The following is a 15,014-nucleotide window of genomic DNA, read 5'->3' on the forward strand; positions in this document are numbered from 1 at the left end:
CGCCGCCCGCCGTTCCAGCGACACCGGGTTCGGCTTCGGGCCCTGTCGGAGCGCACGCGATGCGCGCCGACAGGGCCCTGTTCGTGTCCGGGTCCGCGTTCCTAGTCCAGCGAGACGGGATTCGGCTCCGCGCGCGGGGCGCACTCCGCGTCCCCCGCAGGCGTCGCCCCCGTCAGCAGATAGCGCCGCAGATGGCCGTCCACGCAGGCGTTCCCCGCGCCGCCGACGCCGTGCGTCCCGGCGTCCCGCTCGGTCACGAGCACCGCGCCGCGCAGCCGCCGCTGGAGTGCCAGTGCCCCCTTGTACGGGGTCGCCGCGTCGCGCTCCGCCGCCAGGACGAGCACCGGGGGCAGTTCGCCCCACGCGGTGGAGACGTCCACCGGCCGCTGCCGGGGCGCGGGCCAGAAGGCGCACGGCAGGTTGGTGAAGGCGTTGTGCCAGGTCTGGAACGGGGCGATGCGGGCGAGGTCCGTGTGGTCGCGGTCCCACACCTCCCACTCCTGCGGCCAAGGCGCGTCGTTGCACTCGATCGCGGTGTAGACGGCCCGCGCGTTCTCGTCGCCCTTCGCCGTCACCGGGCGCGGCGACATCTGGGCGATCACCGGCTCCGGGTTGCCCCGGACGTACTCGGAGAGGGCGGTGGCCCGCATCGCCCAGTAGTCGTCGTAGTACGCGGCCTCCACGAACGCCGCGTGGAACTGCCCCGGGCCCACCTTTCCGCCCGCCGGACGCGTGGCGAGCGCGGCGCGGACGTCGTCGTAGTGCCGCTGCACCGCCTCGGGCGTGGCGCCGAGCCGGTAGACGTCGTCGTGCTTGGCCACCCAGCGCCGGAAGTCCTCCCACCGGGACTCGAAGGCCAGCGACTGGTCGAGGTTGGAGCGGTACCAGATCTGCTCCGGGTCAGGGTCGACCGCCGAGTCGAAGACCATCCGCCGTACGCGGGAGGGGAAGAGGGCCGCGTACAGGGAGCCGATGTACGTCCCGTACGAGGCGCCCATGAAGGTCAGCCGCTCGTCGCCGAGCGCGGCCCGCAGCACCTCCAGGTCACGGGCGTTGTTGAGCGAGGTGTAGTGGCGCAGCGCCTTGCCCGCGTTCCGCTCGCAGCCCCGCGCGTACGCCCGCGCCTGCGCGACGCGCTGTTCCTTGTACGCGGCCGTGGGGTGGACGGGGGCGTCGGTGGGGCTCCGCGCGAACGCGGCCGGGTCCTGGCAGGAGAGCGGGGCGGAGTCGCCGACCCCGCGCGGGGCGTAGCCGACCATGTCGTACGCCGCCGCCACCTCCCGCCACTCGGACATCTCGCCCATTAGCGGGAAGGTGATGCTGGAGGCCCCCGGGCCGCCCGGGTTGTAGACGAAGGAGCCCTGCCGGGCGGCCGCGTCGCCGGTGGCGCGGGTGCGGCTGACGGTGAGCTCGATGGTCCGGCCGTCCGGTCGCGCGTAGTCGAGGGGGACCGTGACCGTGCCGCACTTCAGCGAGTCCGGCAGCATCTCCTCCTCCGGGCACGCGCCGAAGGAGATCCCGGCCGCCGCGGCCCGCGCCGCCGCCACCGCCGTACCGCGCGTCCCGGCCACGGCCGTTTCGGGGCCGTCCCCGGCGGTCGCGGGGGCGGCGGTCAGGGCGGACAGGACCAGGGAGCCGATCGTGGCGTACAGCGGTACTGCTCTCACGGCGGGGCCTCTCTGCGGATGCGGAGAGGGGATGGTGGGGGGCGGGGCGGGCGAAGTACAGGACCGGGCGGGCGTGTTGCGGGGGATGACCCGGTTGGGCGCTCGGCGGACGGGGGCGCGTGGGGCGGCGGTGTCCGTGAGACGGCGGTGTGGGCGGGCGAGGGGCCCGGGAGTCCGGGCTCAGGAGCCGCCGCCGCAGCTGGAGCCGCCCGAACTCCCGCCGCAGCTGGACCCGCCCCCGCAGCTCGACCCCGAGCCGCCGCACCCGGACCCGCCGCCGCATCCGGATCCCGAACCGCCGGTCGAGCCGCCGCAACTCGTGTGCCCGGGGCTCGAGTCGGCGCACCACACCGTCGTCGCCGCGAAGCCCGCCGCCCCTGCCGTGCCTCCCGCGAACCCGTGCGACCGGGTCCTCGCGGAGGAGGAACGCGACCGCCCGGGCGGCGCGTTCAGCCGTGCCGCCGCCATCAGTTGGGCCTGGAGCACGGGGTCCGGCAGGGCGCGCAGCCCCTCGGTGGCGACGAGGTGGGCAGGGGTCGTCACATAGGTGTGGGCGGCCCTGAACCCCTGGGCGGCCCGGCGACCCGCCCTGGTGATCCGGTTGTTGGCGATCGCGGCCACGATCAGCCCGCTGGCCGCGCCGAGCAGGATCGCGGGAAGCATCTTCAGGATGAAGGGCGCCGGCATGTCCGAGAAGGGCTCCATCGCCATGAACTGACCAACCGTCAGAAGAACGGAGAGCGGGACGGCGACGAAGCAGCTCACGCCCTGGATCAGACCCCACCGCCGCAGGGAACGGCTCTCGCCCGGCGGGATGAGCAGCCCGCGCTGCGCGAGCCCGTCGCCGATCCCCTGCACCGCCGGATGACGCATCACCGCGTCCCGCACCGAGTGCAGGGCGCCGGTCGGAGCGCTCGACAGCACCTCGAACACGGCCCGCTCCACCGGGTCGTTCGCCTGTGCCCGCCGTACGGAGACGATGCCGGGGCCGCCGATGAGCAGCCGGCCGTCCGCGTACAGGGCGGTCAGCGCGGTGTCGACGACCCTCGCCGGCCCGCCGTGCAGGAACGCCGCCTCGTACAGGTCGTGGACGGCGGGGGAGGAGCCGGGCGAAGGGCGGCGCGCCCGGAAGGCGATCGCCTTCCCGATGAGGAGCACCGAGGAGACGGCGACCGCGAGGGTCAGCAGCAGAGCGAGCGTGTTCACGGCGGTCACTTCCCTACGAGGGCGGCGCGCGCCGCCCGGACGATGCGGGTGGTCCGGCGCGGCGGCCGGGCGGCGGTGCGGTCCTGCCACCAGTGCGTCAGCCGGCGGTGCGCCACGGGATCGGCGGGGCCGCCCGAGATCAGGACCTGCTCCGCGAAGCTCAGGGCGTCACGCCGGTAACCGCCGCTCATGGGGCGGGACTTGGCGTACGCGAGGAACGCGGCGCGGTAGCCGTCGCCGAGGATCTCCGGCAGCTCCGGAGCCACCTTGGCGACGACGCCGGCCCGCTTGGCGGCCAGCGCCCGGCTCTGCACGCGCAGCCGCCGCTGATCGAAGCGCTCGGGGGCCGGGGTGCCCGCGACGAGCGCGGAGAGCAGCGCGGTCTGGGCGACGGCGGTACGGTCCCGGGCTCCGGGGGGTACGGGGGCGGTGGTCGTCTTCGTACGCGGCTCGGCCTCGCACACGTCGGCTGCCGGGGCCGCCGCCCGCAGTGTGGCCCGGATCGTGTCCAGTTCGGCCGCCAGCTCCTCACCGGGCGGGAAGGCGTCGTCGCGCTCCAGCAGCACGCCCGGCGGGTCCACCCGGGAGCGCAGCTCGGCCAGCACGTCCAGGACCGGGGCGCTCACCGGGTGGGCGTGGGTGTCGTGCCAGACGCCGTCGCGCTCGATGCCGCCCGCCACATGGACGTACGCGATGGCTTCCACCGGCAGTTCGTCCAGCGCCTTCGCGGGGTCCTCGCCGCGATTGACGTGGTTGGTGTGCAGGTTGGCCACGTCGATCAGCAGCCGCACCCCGGTCCGCTCGACCAGCTCCGCCAGGAACTGCCCCTCGGTCAGCTCCTCGTCGGGCCAGGAGATCAGCGCCGCGATGTTCTCCAGGCCCAGTGGGACGGGCAGCGAGTCCTGGGCGATCGCCACGTTCTCGCAGAGCACCTCCAGCGCGTCCCAGGTGCGCGGCACCGGCAGCAGGTGGCCCGCCTCCAGCCTCGGCGACGCGGTCAGCGGCCCCCCGGCCCGTACGAACGCGATGTGCTCCGTCACCAGCGGCGTCCCCAGCAGCTCGGCCCGCGCCGCGAGGTCGGCGAGCCGCCCGGGGTCCGGGCGGTCCGCGCCGCCCAGGCCGAGCGACACGCCGTGCGGCACGACTCTCACGCCGCGCTCCCGGAGCCGTACCAGGGAGGCCGGGAGGTGGTCGGTGCAGAGGTTCTCCGCCACCGCCTCGACCCAGTCGATCCCCCCGAGCGCCTCCACCTCGGCCGCGATCTCCGGCCGCCAGCCGATCCCGATGCCCAGCTTCATGGTGTCCCCCTCCTCCGCTCTGTTGAGGGGTGATGGCCCCGGCGAGCGGCGGCGAACCCGAAGAGGGGGACGTTCAGAGGATGATTTGAGGTTCCGGGGCCCGCCGGACGCGCAGCCGCTCCGGCGGCCGGGTCACGGCATCGGCGGCATCGTCGGCGGCACCGGGCGCGAGGTGAACGACTGGTCGCCGGTCGGCGTCACCGGCACCGGGACCTGCGGGGCCTGGCCGCCCTGCGGCATGGACGGGCCGGAGGGGCTGGCCGTGGATCCGCCGGCCGCCTCGCGCGCCAGGGCGTCGAAGTCCACGAAGCCGGTGGCCTCCAGCATGGTGATGTGGTCCAGCACGGTCTGGTTCGCGTCGCTCGCGAGCTGCCGGATCAGGGTGTTGCGGGTGGTGTGCCGGACCTGGCCGATCAGCCCGAAGACCTTGCCGTGGGCGGCCCGCAGGATGTTGGCGAACTTCCGCTCGTACTCGTCCCCGCTCGCCGCCGTCAGCTCCCGCAGCCACCCCTGCTGCTGCTCGGTCGGCTGGTTGGGCAGCTCCACCCCCAGCTTCGCGGCCACGTCCCGGGCCCGCCGGTCCAGATCCGTGTGCCCGACGACCAGATGGTCCCCGGCGGCCTTCGTCGCCTCGCTGGGGGCGCGTTCGATCGCCTGCTGTCCGGCGGGCAGCTCCCACAGCCCGGCGAGCCGCACCTTGACCAGGAAGTCCCGGTCCGTCGCGGAGAGCGGGCCCCATTGGGTGCCGACGCTGGAGGCGTTCAAATTGGCCTCGCCGGTGCCCGAACGGTCCGCGTAGGACCAGACGGGGAAGGCGAGCGCGCCGAGCGTGGCGACCAGTGCCGCGATGATGAGGGCCGTTCCGTTGATGCGTCGCAACAAGGTGTCTCCCGGGCCGAAACGTGACAGCGTCGATCAGGCGTCAATCAACCGCCAACCGGCTCGCTGTGCAGGCTACTTGGCGGTAATGCCGATGCGGCAGTATCGGGAGGTACGTAAACGGGCGCAGGAACGCTCAGCCGCCGCGCCCCGCCCTGCTCCACGGAGTGCGGAGTCCGGCGGCGGGCCGGATTCGGTGGGCGCGTACCCGCTCAGTGGTGCGGCGCCGGGCCGGATTTGGTGGGCGCGTACCCGCTCAGTGGTGCGCTGTCGGGCCTGATGCGGGGCGTACCCGCTCAGCGGACGCGGCGCGGGGCCCTCGGTCCGGGGGCGTACCCGCTCAGCGGCGCAGCGCCGGGTGGTCCGCGACCACGGTGCACGAACCCGGGGCGATCTCCGTGAATCCCGCGTCGCGCACCACCGGCAGCCCGCTCGCGGTGAGCTCCCGCCAGCGACCGGGGCCGGGCGTGGCCACGGAGAGCGGGAACCCCGCCTCGCGCCACGCCTTCCGCTCGGTGTCGGAGAGCTCCCACCAGGCGAGCTGCGCCCCGTGCCCGGCCTGCGCCATCGTCTTGCCCGCCGACATCTCCACCTCCGGGTTGAGCCACAGCACCGGGCCCGCCGCATCGGGGGCGGCAGGAGGCTCGGGGTCCTCCAGCTCGGTGCCCGACACCTGGAGCTTGGCCAGCTCCTTGGGCCAGCCGTCCAGGGGGACCGGCGGGAACACCCGTACCTCCGCGCGCTCGCCCGTCACCGTGATCCCGGGCAGCGCGGCCGCCTTGCGCCACTCCGCGCCGCGCGCCCGGCGCACGACCTTGCGGATCCGGGCGTCCTGCCAGTCCCGCATCACCCCGGCCCACTCGCCCTCGCCGGTGGACCGCTCGTCGGCCAGGATCGTCAGCACCGCGCGGGCGGCCGTGCGCAGGGCGTCCGTCCGGGCGGGCGGGTCCGTCTTCTCCAGGTGCACCACGAGCGGGAGTACGTACTGCGGGGCTTCGTCCCGGTCGGCCGGACCGCTGCGGACGGGGCTCTGGGAGGTGTCGTCGCTGCTCACCGTCCCAGTCTGCCAGGCGGCGGAGGCCGGATCCTTGGCGGAAGGGCCCGGTCCGGGCGAGGATGCACCGCATGAAGAGCGACCTTTTCTCCAGCGAGCACATGGCCCAGCCGGCCACCGCCCCCGGCATGACCCTGCAGAACTCCAAGTCGATCAAGTACGCCGTGAACGGGGAGATGCACGCCCGCCAAGGCTCGATGATCGCCTTCCGCGGCAACCTCCAGTTCGAGCGCAAGGGCCAGGGCCTCGGCGGCCTGCTCAAGCGCGCGGTCACCGGCGAGGGCCTCGCGCTCATGGCCGTGAGCGGCCAGGGCGAGGCGTGGTTCGCGCACGAGGCCGCCAACTGTTTCATCCTGGAGATGGACCAGGGCGACCAGATCACCATCAACGGCCGCAACGTCCTCTGTTTCGACGCCACCCTCTCGTACGAGATCAAGACGGTGAAGGGCGCCGGAATGGCCGGCGGCGGCCTCTTCAACAGCGTCTTCACCGGCTACGGCAAGCTCGGCCTGATGTGCGAGGGCACCCCCATCGTGATCCCCGTGACGGCCGCCCAGCCGGTGTACGTGGACACGGACGCGGTCGTCGGCTGGAGCCAGCAGCTCACGACCAGCCTGCACCGCTCGCAGAGCGTCGGCTCGATGGTGCGCGGCGGCTCGGGCGAGGCCGTGCAGCTGATGCTCCAGGGCGAGGGGTTCGTCATCGTGCGGCCCAGCGAGGCGAGGCCCGAGAAGACGTCCAACTGAAGCCGCGTGCCGGGCGGGCCCTCGGGCCGCCCGGCACGGGTGCGTAGGCTCGCGGGCATGGACGACGCCTCGTACTGCGCAACGCCTACGCCCCCGCCCGCACCCGCGCATGCGGGCGGGGGAGGGGAAGCGGGTCCGCCGTTCGCGGAGTGCGTGCTCTGCCGCGAGCCGACCGAGTACCCCGAGTCGACCAGGGGCGCGACGCTCTGCCCGGTCTGCGCCTGGCAGGAGGCGGGGCGCTCGGCCTGTTCGGGCTAGGGCCTGTCGTCAAACTGCCGTCGTCGGCCGAAGGCCGGCCATGGCGCCCCACTCGGTGAGCGCATGTCGTCGCCCCCCGGAACGATCAGGCCGTCACCGGAGGGCGATGCTCACGCCCCGTTCCTCGAAGATCTCCAGGATCAGGTCGAAGAGCGTGACCTCGCGTTCTCCGGAGGGCACCCGCTCCGGCAGCCGTGCCCTGGACCCGGCCGAGGAATCCCAGTGCACGGTGAACGGCGCTGTGGCCCCCCAGCCGCCTCTGAGGCAGTCGTTCAGAGCGTCGAGGTTCCAGCCGAAGTATCCGCCGGGGCCGTTGACGGCTTCACCGATCGCGCAGTAAAAGCTGTCCCGGTCCACGATGTGCCGACCGTCCAAGGTGAACACCTTGCCCGCGGGAGCGTCGGCCTTCCCCTGGCGTCGGTGGTTCCGGGACCACAGCGCCACCGACAGCCAAGCCCGCCTGTCCTCGGGGGCGAGCTCGTGCCACATGCCGGTGCGGTTCAGACGACCCGCGCGGATCAGGTCCCATATCCGTTCCGCTCCGGCCATGGCGTTCTCGCACCACAGCGTCACCGTGAGGTCGACGAGACCGGCCCCGCGAGCGGAGGGCTTGACGTCGATGACGGTGACCTCGTTGACGAAGTAGGACCCCATGACGACGCCGCCACCGTCGAGGAGATCGAACCAGGCGTTTCCCGCCAGGGCGCGCCGACCGCCGACGTGGCCGGCACTCCTCAGGAGGCCACTCTGCGGGAGACAGCCCGTGAGGCGCACGCGGCGTGCTCCGTCTTCGTCCGGCAGCGGCGTGAACAACCCCTCGGCCCCGCGAGCGAAGCCCCAGAAGTCGGCGTCGTCCTCATCCGAGGTCAGGGCGTACCCCTGCCCCTCACCACCCGGCCGCGATGCGCGCGTCGCGCTCCTCATGTGCGCTGATCCTACCGACGCCCCGGTGCCCTGACGGGCGGCCGCCCCTGTGCGGCTCCCAGGCTCTTCCGTCGGGCTGGGCCCCACCGTCAGCCCTCCATCAGCTCCGAGACCTTCACGAAGCGGTAGCCGCGCTTCCGCAGTTCCGGAACGATTCTGCTGATCGCCTCCCCGGTGACGGGGGCCGCGCTGCGCGTGCAGTGCATCACCACGAGCGACCCCGGGCGCACCCCGGCCACCACCTGATCGGCCACCGCCCCCGCATCCGTGGCGAACGCGTCGCCGCTGACCACGTCCCACTGCACCGCCGTCACCTTCGCCGGAGCCAGCGCGCGCAGGGCCGCGTCGTCGTAGCAGCCGCCGGGGAAACGGAAGTACGGCACCACGTTGCGTACGCCGGCCTGCCGGAAGGCGGCGAAGGCCCGCTCCACATCCCGTGCCATGACGTCCTCGGCGACCACCGGCAGGCCGTAGCAGTCGGCGGTGAAGGCGTAGTGGCTGTAGGAGTGGTTGGCGATCTCGAACAGCGGGTCGGCGCCGATGCCCTTCGCCTGCTTCGGGTACTCCTCCGCCCAGCGTCCGGTCATGAACACGGTCGAGGGCACCTTCAGCCGCCGCAGCAGCGCGATCAGCTCCGGGTTGTCGAAGCGCTCGCCCGCCGCCGCGCGCGGTCCCTGATCAGCCGTCATATCGGCGTCGAAGGTGAGCGCCACGACCTTCTCCGCCGAACGTCCGGCGGCGTTGCCGCCTGAGGGTCTGCGCTCGAAGACGGGGGTGTGACCCGCCGGACCGGGGGCCATGGTGGGCGGCTTCTTCGCCGCCGGAGGCGCGGCGGGCGCGGCCGGCGCGGCCGGCGACGAGGCGGGCGCGGCGGGTGCGGCGGGTGCGGCGGACGACGGTGCGGCGGGTACGGCGGAAGGCGAGACGGAGACGGAAGTGGCGGTGGGGGATGCGGCAGGGGGCGCGCATCCGGCCGCGGCGGCACCGCCGAACAGCACCCCCGCAACCGCCACGGCAGTCATTTTCCGTGATGATGTGATCATTCGTCGAAAATATCGGACAAGGTGGTCAGGAAATCTCCACGGCGCTCCGAGCGTCAGCGGGAGATGTCGCCGAGCGGGCGGGAGCCGGTCGTGCGGCGGTCCGCTGCCGGTGACGGGCCGGCCGCCAGGTCGCGATGAGAGCCACGGCCAGCAGGAGTTCGGCGACGTCCCCGCCGTAGTACATGATCTCCGCGCCGCCCCGCACCTGGGGGATCGGGGCGCGTACGTCGATGAGGAAGCCCCCGTACATCAGTTGCGAGATCGTGGCGTGCGCGGCCACCGCGACGCCCAGGACGACCAGGCGGGCCGGCACCCCGGGTCGTGAGGGGGCGGGGTCGGGGCCGGCGATCACCCAGGCGAACAGGCAGCCCGACAGCAGGAAGTGGGCGTGCATCAGCCAGTGCAGGAACGGCCGGTCCATGGTCGCGTTGAACAGGGGCGTGAAGTACAGCACCGCCAGCGTGCCGGTGCTCAGCACCAGGGCCGTCACCGGGTGGGCCACCGCACGCAGGGGGCGGCTGTGCAGCAGGGAAGTCAGACGCCGGGCGCGTTCGGCGGGCAGGGTGCACAGGAGGAGGGTGACGGGCGCGCCCAGCACCAGGGCGAGGGGCGCGTACATGCCGATCAGCAGGTGCTGGACCATGTGCCCCCGGAAGTCCTCGTGGGCGAACGGCGCGACGGGCGGCAGCAGCGCCACGGCCAGGACCGCGCACCCGGTCAGGAAGCTCACCGTCCGCCACCGCCCCCAGCCCAGGGCCGGACGGCGCGCACGGGCCCGGCGGGCGAGAAGGAGGTAACCGCCCGCGATCAGGGCGACCGCAGCGGCGGGCAGCAGCACCTCCGCTACGCCGCCGGCCCCCGCGCCCCCGCCGTGCGGGTGGTGCGTGTGACCGGTCATCAGGCCGGCCGCCCGCCGAAGGCGCGGCCGCCGCGTCGCAGCAAGTGGCCGCCGATCACCAGGACGAGGCCCAGAAGCAGGAAGCCCAGGTCCCACCAGATCCGGTGAGGCCCGTCGTAGACGTGGTGGATCCCGAGGATGTGGTGGTCCAGGACGCCTTCGACGAGGTTGAACAAGCCCCAGCCCACCAGGATCCAGCCCCACAGCACGCGGGAGGTCCACACCCGGCGCCGGTCATGCGTCACACGCGCGTAGAGGACGCCCAGTCCCACCAGCACCGCCACCCAGCAGACCGTGTGGAAGACGCCGTCCCACACCGTGTTCATCTCCAGCCCGGAGACCGTGTTCGGCGCGTAGTACTTCACCCCGATCCGGTCGTCGTTCGTGCTGGTCAGCATGTGGTGCCACTGGAGGAGCTGGTGCAGCAGGATGCCGTCGAGGAAGCCGCCGAGCCCCACCCCCAGCACGATCCCGGGCAGCTGAAGACTCCTCGGTGCGGTGCTCGTGCGTGCCGCTGCTGTGCTGGTGGCCATCGGTCGTCCTCTCCATCGAGTCGGTCGAGTGCGAGCCGCAGACAGAACCCCCCCGATTCCCCCCCGATTCCCCCGTGATTCCCCCGCGATCCCTCCCCCCGGGGACGGTCAGCACGGGGCGTCGCTCAGCACCACGCCCCCGTCACCGCGAACGTCGTCCCCGGCGTGTAGCAGTTCACGTACATCGTCGAGCCGTCCGGCGAGAACGTGACCCCCGCGAACTCGCCCCACTCCGGCTCCTCGGGCGTCCCGATGTTCTGCCGCCCGCGCGCCATCGGGTACACCTCGCCCCGCCGCGTCACCCCCAGCACGTGCTGCGCGCCGCCGCCGTCCTCGCAGACCATCAGCCCGCCGTCGGCGGCCAGGCAGATGTTGTCCGGGGACTCGCCGGGGAGCTGGACGTCGGTGTCCGGGCCGAAGACCACGACCAGGGTGAGCCGGCGTTTCCCCGGCTCGTACCGCCAGACCTGGCCGTAGTGGTCGGCCGCCGAGCCCTCGGACCGGCGCGCGAAGCTGGAGACGAAGTAGACGGACGAGCCGCCCCAGTAGCAGCCCTCCAGCTTCTGGGCGTGCGTGATGCCCTTCGGGCCGAAGTCCTGGAGCCTGATGGGGGTTTCGGCGGCCAGCGGGTCCGGTACGGGCGCCCACTCGACCCGGTCGAAGCTCGCCCCGGTCTCCTGGACCACGGAGAGGTCCGGCAGCCCCGGCACCCGCATCGCCTCCAGCGCCCCGCCCGCCCGCAGCGAGCCGGTGCCGCCGAGCGGCTTGGCGGGGAGGAAGCGGTAGAAGAGCCCGAACGGCTTGTCGAACGCGTCCTCCGTCTCGTACACGATCCCGTTCTTCGGGTCGACCGCGATCGCCTCGTGCTGGAAGCGGCCCATCGCGGTCAGGGGGATCGCCCCGGTGCGGCGCGGGTCGGCGCCGTCCACCTCGAAGATGAACCCGTGGTCCTTGGCGTACCCGTTGGTCCCGGCCTTGTCCTCGGTCTCCTCGCAGGTCAGCCAGGTGCGCCAGGGGGTGGGCCCGCCCGCGCAGTTGACCGCCGTACCGGCGATGGCGACCCGTTCGCCGAGGACCTTGTTCCGGCCGTCCAGCTCCAGGGACGTACAGCCGCCCTTGGCCGCCGGGTCGTAGGTCAGCCCCTCGACGGTCGGGACGCCGATCCTCGCCGTGTGCCGGTTCTCGTGGTTGCGGACGAGGTGGACGCGGCCGTTGCGGCCCGCGAGGGCGGCCATGCCGTCGTGGTTGCTCGGCACCTTGCCCTCGCCGGAGCGCAGCGGGTCGCCCTCCCGGGACAGCACCCGATAGCGGAAACCTTTCGGCAGGTCGAGGAGTCCGTCCGGGTCGGGGACGAGCGGGCCGTAACCGCTGTGCCCCCGGGCGGCGGCGGTGCCGGCGAAGAGTTCGGAGAAGGCCCCGGTGAAGGCGATCGCGGCCGCAGCGCCGCTGCCTGCCAGGATCTGCCGTCGCGTTGCGGTGTGCCGGGGGGTGGGGGCGGGTGCCGTGTTCCGGGGTGCGGGTGCGGAGGACATGAGGCGACTCCCTGTTGGCGGACAGGTGAAGTGACCCGCATGTGTGTAGCACGCACGGAGGCGCGGGGGAACCATGCGCGCCCCCGCGCCCCGTGTCGCGGCCGGAAAGGCCCTGTGGAAAGGCCCTGTGGACAGAACCTGTGGGCAGAACCTGTGGGCAGGTCCTGTGGACGGAACCTGCGGAAAGGCCCTGCGGACAGGCCCTCAGGAAAGGCCCCGCACTGAGGGCCTGCCCGAACTGCGGAGCTCGCCCGACCTGCGGGGCCTGCCCGACGTACGGGCCCTCAGTGCCCGACGCCCCAGCCGGAGAGGCCGACACGTCTCAGGCCAGCGAGACCGACACGTCTCAGGCCAGCGAGACCGACACGCCTCAGGCCAGCGAGGCCGACACGCCTCAGGCCAGCGAGGCCGACAGCGTGATCGTCGTGCCCGTCAGCGCCTGGCTGACCGGGCAGTTCGCCTTGGCGTCCTCGGCCGCCTTCACGAAGCCCGCCTCGTCGAGACCGGGCACCTCGCCCACGACGGTGAGGTGGATGCCGGTGATGCCCGTGCCGGGCTGGAAGGTCACCTCGGCCTTGGTCTCCAGCCGGGTCGACGGGGTGCCGGCTCCGGCGAGACCGTGGGAGAGCGCCATGGAGAAGCAGCTGGAGTGGGCGGCCGCGATGAGCTCCTCGGGACTGGTCCTGCCGTTCGCCTGCTCCGAGCGGGCCGGCCAGGAGACGGGGTAGTCGCCGATGCCGGAGGAGTCGAAGGTGACGACCCCCTTGCCCTCGAGCAGGTTGCCTTCCCAGTTCGTGTGAGCCTGACGCGTCGTAGCCATGCTGGATCCCTTCGGAACGGTGTGCGCGGTTGGTACGGGAGTCGTACGCGGTCGTACGGGAGTTGTACGTGCGTGGCGTTACGGGCACGCCGCGAACGGCGCCCGGTGTCACCCCCCGAACCTACTGCGCCACCAGGTCCTTCGCGTCACGTGCCAGTGCCGTCAGCCGCGAGATCGCCCGGAAGTATTTCTTCCGGTACCCGCCGTTCAGCATGTCGTCGCTGAACAGCCGGTCGAACGGCAGCCCGGAGGCCAGCACCGGCACCTCGCGGTCGTACAGCCGGTCGGCCAGCACGACCAGCCGCAGCGCCGTCGACTGGTCGGGCACCGCCGTCACTCCCGTCAGGCAGACCGCCCGCAGATCGTCGGTCAGCGCCCCGTACCGGCTCGGGTGGACCCGGGCCAGGTGTTCCAGCAGCCCCGGGAAGTCGTCCAGCGCCGCGCCCGGCGTGGCGTACGCGGCGCGGGTGACCTGCTCGTCGGTGTACGGCGGCGGGGCCTCGGGCAGCCCGCGGTGCCGGTAGTCCTCACCGTCGATCCGCAGCGGGCGGAAGTGCGCGGACAGGCCCTGGATCTCGCGCAGGAAGTCGACGGCGGCGAACCGCCCCTCGCCGAGCTTGCCCGGCAGCGTGTTCGAGGTCGCGGCCAGCGCCACCCCGTGCTCCACCAGCCGGCTGAGCAGCGAGGAGACCAGCACGGTGTCGCCCGGGTCGTCGAGCTCGAACTCGTCGATGCACAGCAGCCGGTGCCCGCTCAGCGTCTGCACGGTCTGCTGGAAGCCCAGCGCCCCCACCAGGTTCGTCAGCTCCACGAACGTGCCGAACGCCTTCAGCGACGGCTCGGCCGGCGTGGCGTGCCAGAGGGAGGCGAGCAGATGGGTCTTGCCGACGCCGTAGCCGCCGTCGAGGTAGACCCCGCGCGGTCCGGTGGGCGCGGCGGGCTTCCGGCCGCCGAACCACTTCCGGCGTCCGGCGCCCGTCGCGTGGGACCCGCCGAGCCCGGCGGCGAAGCCCGCGAGCATGGTGACGGCCTCGCTCTGGCTGGGCTGGTTCGGGTCGGGTACGTAGGTGTCGAAACGCACCGAGTCGAAGCGTGGCGGCGGCACCATCTCCGCGACCAGACGGTCGGCGGGGACGCGCGGCTCGCGGGCGCACAGGGACAGCGGGGCCGTTTCGGCAGCGGGGCTCTGCCCCGGAAACGCGGTGGAGGACGACACAACTCTCCACCCTAAGGCCCGTGCCAGACTGCAACCCATGCGAAGCCTGCTCCCTGTGACGGACCTGACAACACCCATCCCGGACGCCGAGGACAGGGCAGGTCCCCTCGTCGACCGCGAGTGGAGCCTCGACGAGCTGGCCGACGCGTACGCCTACCCCGCGGACCGCCCCGCCGGGACGCCCTGGCTGCGCGCCAACATGGTCTCCACCCTCGACGGGGCCGCCCAGCACGACGGCCGCTCGCAGGGCATCTCCTGCGCCGCCGACATGCGGATCTTCGGCACCCTGCGCGGCCTCGCCGACGTGGTGATCGCCGGGGCCGAGACCGTACGTCTGGAGGGGTACCGTCCGGCGCGCGCCCGGGAGGTCTTCGCCGGGCGGCGGGCGGCGGCCGGACAGGGGCCCGCGCCGGCCGTCGCGGTGGTGAGCGGCTCGCTGGACCTGGACTTCTCCCTGCCGCTGTTCACCGAGCCCCTGGTGCCGACCCTCGTGGTGACCGGCGCGGGGGCTCCCGCGGACCGGATCGCGGCGGCCCGGAAGGCGGGGGCCGAGGTGGTGATCGCGGGCGAGGGCGGCCGGGTGGACCCGGCCCGTGCGGTGCGCGAGCTGGCGGGCCGGGGGCTGACGCGGCAGCTCACGGAGGGCGGGCCCCGGCTGCTGGGGCAGTTCGTGGCGGCGGGGGTGCTCGACGAGCTGTGCCTGACGCTCTCCCCGATGCTCACGGCCGGGGACGCGCAACGGATCGCGGGAGGCCCCGGGGTGACCGTGCCGGAACGTTTCGCCTTGGCGTCCCTGCTGGAAGAGGCCGGGTTCCTCTTCACTCGGCACCGTCGGAGGGACACTTAGCGGAATTTGCCGTTCCGGTTAGCTCCGGCTGGGCACACTTACCTCTGCAGTCCCCGTGGAACCACGGGGAAGGATGGTTTCAGCAAACAACCT

15 protein-coding genes are annotated in these 15,014 nt (G+C 73.2%); 3 read left to right on the forward strand and 12 right to left on the reverse strand.

Annotated features, from left to right (window positions below):
• Nucleotides 1–101 precede the first annotated feature (101 nt).
• The 5 genes from ACLJPL_RS14195 to ACLJPL_RS14215 all read right to left on the reverse strand — a co-directional run bounded on the left by ACLJPL_RS14195 (nucleotide 102) and on the right by ACLJPL_RS14215 (nucleotide 6,104).
• Nucleotides 102–1,667, reverse strand: coding sequence for an alpha/beta hydrolase (locus tag ACLJPL_RS14195; RefSeq protein WP_411081167.1), 1,566 nt, complete (start codon nucleotides 1,665–1,667; stop codon nucleotides 102–104).
• Between the two features lie 180 nt (nucleotides 1,668–1,847).
• Nucleotides 1,848–2,873: a TIGR04222 domain-containing membrane protein gene (locus ACLJPL_RS14200; RefSeq protein WP_411081168.1), complete on the reverse strand. Its 1,026-nt coding sequence runs from the start codon at nucleotides 2,871–2,873 to the stop codon at nucleotides 1,848–1,850.
• A 5-nt stretch (nucleotides 2,874–2,878) separates the two neighbouring features.
• Complete coding sequence (locus ACLJPL_RS14205; RefSeq protein ID WP_411081169.1) at nucleotides 2,879–4,171, reverse strand: DUF692 domain-containing protein; 1,293 nt, start codon at nucleotides 4,169–4,171, stop codon at nucleotides 2,879–2,881.
• 132 nt (nucleotides 4,172–4,303) lie between these two features.
• The gene (locus tag ACLJPL_RS14210; protein WP_411081417.1) at nucleotides 4,304–5,050 is read right to left on the reverse strand and encodes a DUF4142 domain-containing protein; all 747 of its coding nucleotides are present in this window, start codon (nucleotides 5,048–5,050) and stop codon (nucleotides 4,304–4,306) included.
• A gap of 340 nt (nucleotides 5,051–5,390) precedes the next feature.
• Nucleotides 5,391–6,104: a peptidyl-tRNA hydrolase gene (locus ACLJPL_RS14215; protein WP_411081170.1), complete on the reverse strand. Its 714-nt coding sequence runs from the start codon at nucleotides 6,102–6,104 to the stop codon at nucleotides 5,391–5,393.
• Nucleotides 6,105–6,175: 71 nt separating this feature from the next.
• On the opposite strand from ACLJPL_RS14215, the gene ACLJPL_RS14220 reads away from it, so the two are divergent.
• Nucleotides 6,176–6,850 (forward strand): AIM24 family protein, encoded by a 675-nt coding sequence (locus tag ACLJPL_RS14220; protein WP_411081171.1) that lies wholly within the window; start codon nucleotides 6,176–6,178, stop codon nucleotides 6,848–6,850.
• A 57-nt stretch (nucleotides 6,851–6,907) separates the two neighbouring features.
• The gene (locus ACLJPL_RS14225) at nucleotides 6,908–7,108 is read left to right on the forward strand and encodes a hypothetical protein (RefSeq protein WP_411081172.1); all 201 of its coding nucleotides are present in this window, start codon (nucleotides 6,908–6,910) and stop codon (nucleotides 7,106–7,108) included.
• A gap of 93 nt (nucleotides 7,109–7,201) precedes the next feature.
• Here the strand turns inward: ACLJPL_RS14225 and ACLJPL_RS14230 are convergent, their stop codons facing one another.
• The 7 genes from ACLJPL_RS14230 to zapE form a co-directional block, all read right to left on the reverse strand.
• A complete protein-coding gene (locus ACLJPL_RS14230) occupies nucleotides 7,202–8,032 on the reverse strand; it encodes a barstar family protein (RefSeq protein WP_411081173.1) in 831 nt (276 codons plus the stop codon).
• A gap of 89 nt (nucleotides 8,033–8,121) precedes the next feature.
• Entirely contained in the window at nucleotides 8,122–9,054 is a 933-nt protein-coding gene (locus ACLJPL_RS14235; protein WP_411081174.1) for a polysaccharide deacetylase family protein, read from the reverse strand.
• 46 nt (nucleotides 9,055–9,100) lie between these two features.
• Nucleotides 9,101–9,973, reverse strand: coding sequence for a cytochrome c oxidase assembly protein (locus ACLJPL_RS14240; protein WP_411081175.1), 873 nt, complete (start codon nucleotides 9,971–9,973; stop codon nucleotides 9,101–9,103).
• On the reverse strand, nucleotides 9,973–10,506 hold the full coding sequence (locus tag ACLJPL_RS14245) for a DUF2243 domain-containing protein (RefSeq protein WP_411081176.1): 534 nt from the start codon (nucleotides 10,504–10,506) through the stop codon (nucleotides 9,973–9,975). Before ACLJPL_RS14245 ends, ACLJPL_RS14240 begins: the two co-directional genes overlap by 1 nt.
• 125 nt (nucleotides 10,507–10,631) lie before the next feature.
• Nucleotides 10,632–12,038 (reverse strand): alkaline phosphatase PhoX, encoded by a 1,407-nt coding sequence (locus ACLJPL_RS14250; RefSeq protein WP_411081177.1) that lies wholly within the window; start codon nucleotides 12,036–12,038, stop codon nucleotides 10,632–10,634.
• A gap of 394 nt (nucleotides 12,039–12,432) precedes the next feature.
• On the reverse strand, nucleotides 12,433–12,858 hold the full coding sequence (locus ACLJPL_RS14255) for an OsmC family protein (RefSeq protein ID WP_411081178.1): 426 nt from the start codon (nucleotides 12,856–12,858) through the stop codon (nucleotides 12,433–12,435).
• 121 nt (nucleotides 12,859–12,979) lie between these two features.
• Nucleotides 12,980–14,074 carry a cell division protein ZapE gene (gene zapE / locus ACLJPL_RS14260; RefSeq protein WP_411081179.1) on the reverse strand — a complete coding sequence of 365 codons (1,095 nt, stop codon included), beginning with the start codon at nucleotides 14,072–14,074 and terminating at the stop codon, nucleotides 12,980–12,982.
• A 37-nt stretch (nucleotides 14,075–14,111) separates the two neighbouring features.
• Between zapE and ACLJPL_RS14265 the strand changes: the two genes are divergently transcribed.
• Nucleotides 14,112–14,921, forward strand: coding sequence for a pyrimidine reductase family protein (locus tag ACLJPL_RS14265; protein ID WP_411081180.1), 810 nt, complete (start codon nucleotides 14,112–14,114; stop codon nucleotides 14,919–14,921).
• Nucleotides 14,922–15,014: the final 93 nt, after the last annotated feature.

Origin of the sequence: Streptomyces sp. cmx-18-6 (genome assembly GCF_046548915.1) — a bacterium.
GTDB lineage: Bacteria > Actinomycetota > Actinomycetes > Streptomycetales > Streptomycetaceae > Streptomyces.

Excerpts from the sequence above, each read along its gene's own strand:
- ACLJPL_RS14205 (WP_411081169.1), bottom strand. The coding sequence starts at position 4,171 with ATGAAGCTGGGCATCGGGATCGGCTGGCGGCCGGAGATCGCGGCCGAG.
- ACLJPL_RS14220 (WP_411081171.1), top strand. The coding sequence starts at position 6,176 with ATGAAGAGCGACCTTTTCTCCAGCGAGCACATGGCCCAGCCGGCCACC.
- ACLJPL_RS14225 (WP_411081172.1), top strand. The coding sequence starts at position 6,908 with ATGGACGACGCCTCGTACTGCGCAACGCCTACGCCCCCGCCCGCACCC.
- ACLJPL_RS14230 (WP_411081173.1), bottom strand. The coding sequence starts at position 8,032 with ATGAGGAGCGCGACGCGCGCATCGCGGCCGGGTGGTGAGGGGCAGGGG.
- ACLJPL_RS14235 (WP_411081174.1), bottom strand. The coding sequence starts at position 9,054 with ATGACTGCCGTGGCGGTTGCGGGGGTGCTGTTCGGCGGTGCCGCCGCG.
- ACLJPL_RS14240 (WP_411081175.1), bottom strand. The coding sequence starts at position 9,973 with ATGACCGGTCACACGCACCACCCGCACGGCGGGGGCGCGGGGGCCGGC.
- ACLJPL_RS14245 (WP_411081176.1), bottom strand. The coding sequence starts at position 10,506 with ATGGCCACCAGCACAGCAGCGGCACGCACGAGCACCGCACCGAGGAGT.
- ACLJPL_RS14250 (WP_411081177.1), bottom strand. The coding sequence starts at position 12,038 with ATGTCCTCCGCACCCGCACCCCGGAACACGGCACCCGCCCCCACCCCC.
- ACLJPL_RS14255 (WP_411081178.1), bottom strand. The coding sequence starts at position 12,858 with ATGGCTACGACGCGTCAGGCTCACACGAACTGGGAAGGCAACCTGCTC.
- ACLJPL_RS14265 (WP_411081180.1), top strand. The coding sequence starts at position 14,112 with ATGCGAAGCCTGCTCCCTGTGACGGACCTGACAACACCCATCCCGGAC.